Raw genomic sequence first — 3,043 nt, 5'->3', positions numbered from 1 at the left:
CTGGGCGTGTCCGGGCTGCGCATCCTCGCCACGGCGACGGCCGGCGTCGAGCCGAACCGCCCCGGCCGCGGGCTCGTCCCCGCGACGCGGGCAGCCCTGCAGCGCAGCGGGATCGGTCTCGACGACCTCGACACCATCGAGATCAACGAAGCCTTCGCCGGCCAAGTCCTCGCGTGCTGCGACGAGCTGGGGGTCGACCCCCTTCGCCGTGTGTGCCGAGGCGGGGCGCTGGCGCTGGGCCATCCGTGGGGCGCCTCCGGGGCCGTGCTCGTCGTGCGGCTCTTCCACCAACTGGGCCCCGGCGAACGGGGCCTCGCGGCGATCGCCGCCGGCGGCGGACAAGGAGTGGCGATGGTGGTGCAGGCATGCTGATCGACGTCCGCGACGTGACGCACGGCTTCGACGGCGGCGCGCCGGTGCTGCGCGACGTGACCGTGCGGCTCACCGAGCAACGGGTCGGGGTGATCGGGGCCAACGGGTCGGGCAAGTCGACCTTCGCCCGGATGCTCAACGGACTCGTCGTGCCCGAGCAGGGCACGGTGACGCTCGACGGTCTCGACACCGCGCGGCAGGGCAAGGAGGTGCGGCGGCGGGTCGGCTTCTGCTTCACCGACCCCGACGCGCAGATCGTCATGCCGACCGTCGCCGAGGACGTCGCCTTCAGCCTGCGACGAAGGGGGCTGACCCGCACCGAGGTCGACGCCCGGGTCGAGGCGGCCCTGGCCGCGCACGGCCTCTCCGGTCGCGGCGACCACCCGGCCCACCTGCTGAGCGGCGGGCAGAAGCAGCTGCTCGCCCTGGCGGCCGTGCTCGTCACCGAGCCCGACCTGCTCGTCATGGACGAGCCGACGACGCTGCTCGACATCCGCAACGCGCGCCGGGTCGCCGAGGTCGTGCGGGGCCTGCCCCAGCAGGTCGTCCTCGTGACCCACCACCTCGACCTGCTCGCGGACTTCGACCGGGTGCTCGTCTTCGACCGCAGCCGCCTCGTGCACGACGGCCCGCCCGCCGACGCGATCGCCCACTACCTCGGGCTCATGGACGACGACCGGTGATCGGGCTCTACCGCGAGGGCGACTCTCTCCTGCACCGGCTGCCGGCCGGGGCGAAGCTCCTCGTGCTCCTGCTCGTGGGTGCGGCCTCCCCCTTCGTCCGCTCGCCGCTGGTCACGGTGTGCGGACTGCTCGTCGTGCTGGCCGGCTACGCCGTGGCGCGGATGCCGGTGCGGGTGCTGCTGCAGATGCTGCGGCCGCTGCTGCTCGTCATGGTGCCGCTGGCGGTCTTCCAGACGGTCGTGGCGGGGTGGCAGCGAGCGGTCGTCATCGTCGGGGTGCTCGTCGCGCTCGTGCTGCTCGCCAACCTCGTGACGCTGACGACGCGCACGAGCGAGCTCATCGACGTCGTCGTGCGGGCGAGCGGCCCGCTGCGGCGGGTCGGGGTCAACCCCGAGCGGGTGGGTCTGATGCTGCAGCTGGCGATCCGGGCCGTGCCGCAGGTCATCGACCTCGGGCGGCGGGTGCGCGAGGCGCAGCACGCGCGGGGCCTGGCCGCCAGCCCTCGCGCCTTCGCCGTGCCGCTCATCGTCGGCGCGCTGCGGCGGGCGGATGCGATGGGTGATGCCCTCGCGGCGCGGGGCCTCGACGACTGACCCTGTGGACAACTCTCGGCGGCGCTGACCCGGATCGACCTACGGTGCCGTCATGCAGCTGCGGATGACGATCATCGACACCGGCAGCGGGGGGCCCGAGACGATCGACGTGCGCGCCGAGGCGCACCACACGCTCAGCGACCTGCTCGCTGCGACCGGGCACGCGCCGCGACCGCCAGCGTCCGCGGCGAGGCCCTCGCGCCCGATGCTCCGCTCGGGCTGCCACCCCTGCTCGACGGGGCCGAGCTCATCGTCGGCGCCGCGGATCCCGCTGCGGCAGAGGCGAGCCGGTCCCCCCTTCGCCTGATGTCGGTGAGCGGACCCGACGCCGGCCGCACCCTGGAGCTCACGCCCGGGCGGCACACCATCGGCCGGGGCGATGCCGCGACGATGCGGTCGCCGACGACGCCCTCTCCCGCGAGCACGTCGAGCTGACCGTCGACCGCGACGGCGTCCACGTCCGCGACCTCGGCACGACGAACGGCACCACCGTCGACGACGCACCCCTGCCCACCGAAGGCGCCCGCGTCCGCTCCGGCAGCCGGGTGGTCGCCGGGCACACGACCTTCGCCGTCGAGGCCCACCGCCCCCGACCCGCCAGACGCACCCCGACGCGGCGACGGGACCCTCGCGGTCAACCCCACGCCCCACCTGCCCCAGCCGACGGCACCCGCGACCATCCGGGTCCCGCCCGAGCCGACCGCGGCGGGGCGCCGCCGCATCCCGTGGCTCATGGTGCTGCTGCCGCTGCCCTTCGCCGGGCTGCTCGCGGTCTTCTTCGGGCCGCGGATGCTGCTCTTCGGCCTGCTCTCACCGCTGCTCGTCCTCGGCTCCACCCTGTCCGACCGCACGACCTCGCGCCGCGAGCACCGCGAGGCCCACGCCCAGTGGGTCCGCGACCGGGCCGTCACGGGTGAGCGCCTCGCCGCGCCCTGCGCGCCGAACGACGCCACCGCCTGCGGTCGGCACCCGACGCGTCGGCGCTGCTCGACGCGGCCCGCGGGGACTCGGCACGCCTGTGGAGAGCGCCCCCCAGCACGACGAGCACCTGTGCCTGCGGCTCGGCCTCGGCGCCCTGCCCGCGACGATCGAGGTCGAGCACCGTGCCGGTGCCCGCGAGCACCCCGTGCTCGACGACGTGCCCCTGTGCGTCGACCTCGCCGAGGTCCGCGTGCTCGGCATCGCCGGCCCGCGGGCCACCCGCGACCGGCTCGCCCGGCACCTGCTCGGCCAGCTCACCGCGCTCCACTCGCACCACGACGTGCAGGTGAGCGTCGTCGCGGACGACGACGGGTGGTGGTCCCCCTTCGCCGGGCTGGTCCACCTGCGCACCCACGACGACGTGCCCGAGTCGGCGCGCACCGCCACCGACCGCGAGTCCGGGGCGCCCTGCTC

At 75.3% G+C, this 3,043-nt stretch carries 6 protein-coding genes and 1 pseudogene; all 7 read left to right on the top strand.

Translation table 11 applies throughout. The annotated features are described in order from the left end of the window. Positions 1 to 372: pseudogene (locus AC2W7J_RS17135) on the top strand (acetyl-CoA C-acyltransferase); the annotation flags it as partial. Then, on the top strand, positions 366 to 1,055 hold the full coding sequence (locus tag AC2W7J_RS17130; protein ID WP_485983886.1) for an energy-coupling factor ABC transporter ATP-binding protein: 690 nt from the start codon (positions 366 to 368) through the stop codon (positions 1,053 to 1,055). The pseudogene AC2W7J_RS17135 and the gene AC2W7J_RS17130, both read left to right, overlap by 7 nt. Continuing rightward, a complete protein-coding gene (locus AC2W7J_RS17125) occupies positions 1,052 to 1,648 on the top strand; it encodes an energy-coupling factor transporter transmembrane component T family protein (RefSeq protein WP_485983884.1) in 597 nt (198 codons plus the stop codon). The genes AC2W7J_RS17130 and AC2W7J_RS17125 overlap by 4 nt, the downstream gene beginning before the upstream one ends. 52 nt (positions 1,649 to 1,700) lie before the next feature. Next, positions 1,701 to 1,955, top strand: a complete 255-nt coding sequence (locus AC2W7J_RS17120; RefSeq protein WP_485983882.1) for a hypothetical protein — start codon at positions 1,701 to 1,703, stop codon at positions 1,953 to 1,955. Between the two features lie 5 nt (positions 1,956 to 1,960). Then, entirely contained in the window at positions 1,961 to 2,083 is a 123-nt protein-coding gene (locus AC2W7J_RS17115; protein WP_485983881.1) for a hypothetical protein, read from the top strand. Next, positions 2,080 to 2,565 (top strand): FHA domain-containing protein, encoded by a 486-nt coding sequence (locus AC2W7J_RS17110; protein WP_485983888.1) that lies wholly within the window; start codon positions 2,080 to 2,082, stop codon positions 2,563 to 2,565. Before AC2W7J_RS17115 ends, AC2W7J_RS17110 begins: the two co-directional genes overlap by 4 nt. Positions 2,566 to 2,666: 101 nt before the next feature. Then, positions 2,667 to 3,043: hypothetical protein (locus tag AC2W7J_RS17105; protein WP_485983879.1), on the top strand; the 377-nt coding region annotated here is incomplete at its 3' end.

Source organism: Janibacter sp. CFPM2_SD2 (assembly GCF_057364645.1).
Note: the sequence above shows the minus strand (reverse complement) of the source record. Positions and strands in the feature narration are given on the sequence as shown.

Excerpts from the sequence above, each read along its gene's own strand:
- AC2W7J_RS17130 (WP_485983886.1), top strand. The coding sequence starts at position 366 with ATGCTGATCGACGTCCGCGACGTGACGCACGGCTTCGACGGCGGCGCG.
- AC2W7J_RS17120 (WP_485983882.1), top strand. The coding sequence starts at position 1,701 with ATGCAGCTGCGGATGACGATCATCGACACCGGCAGCGGGGGGCCCGAG.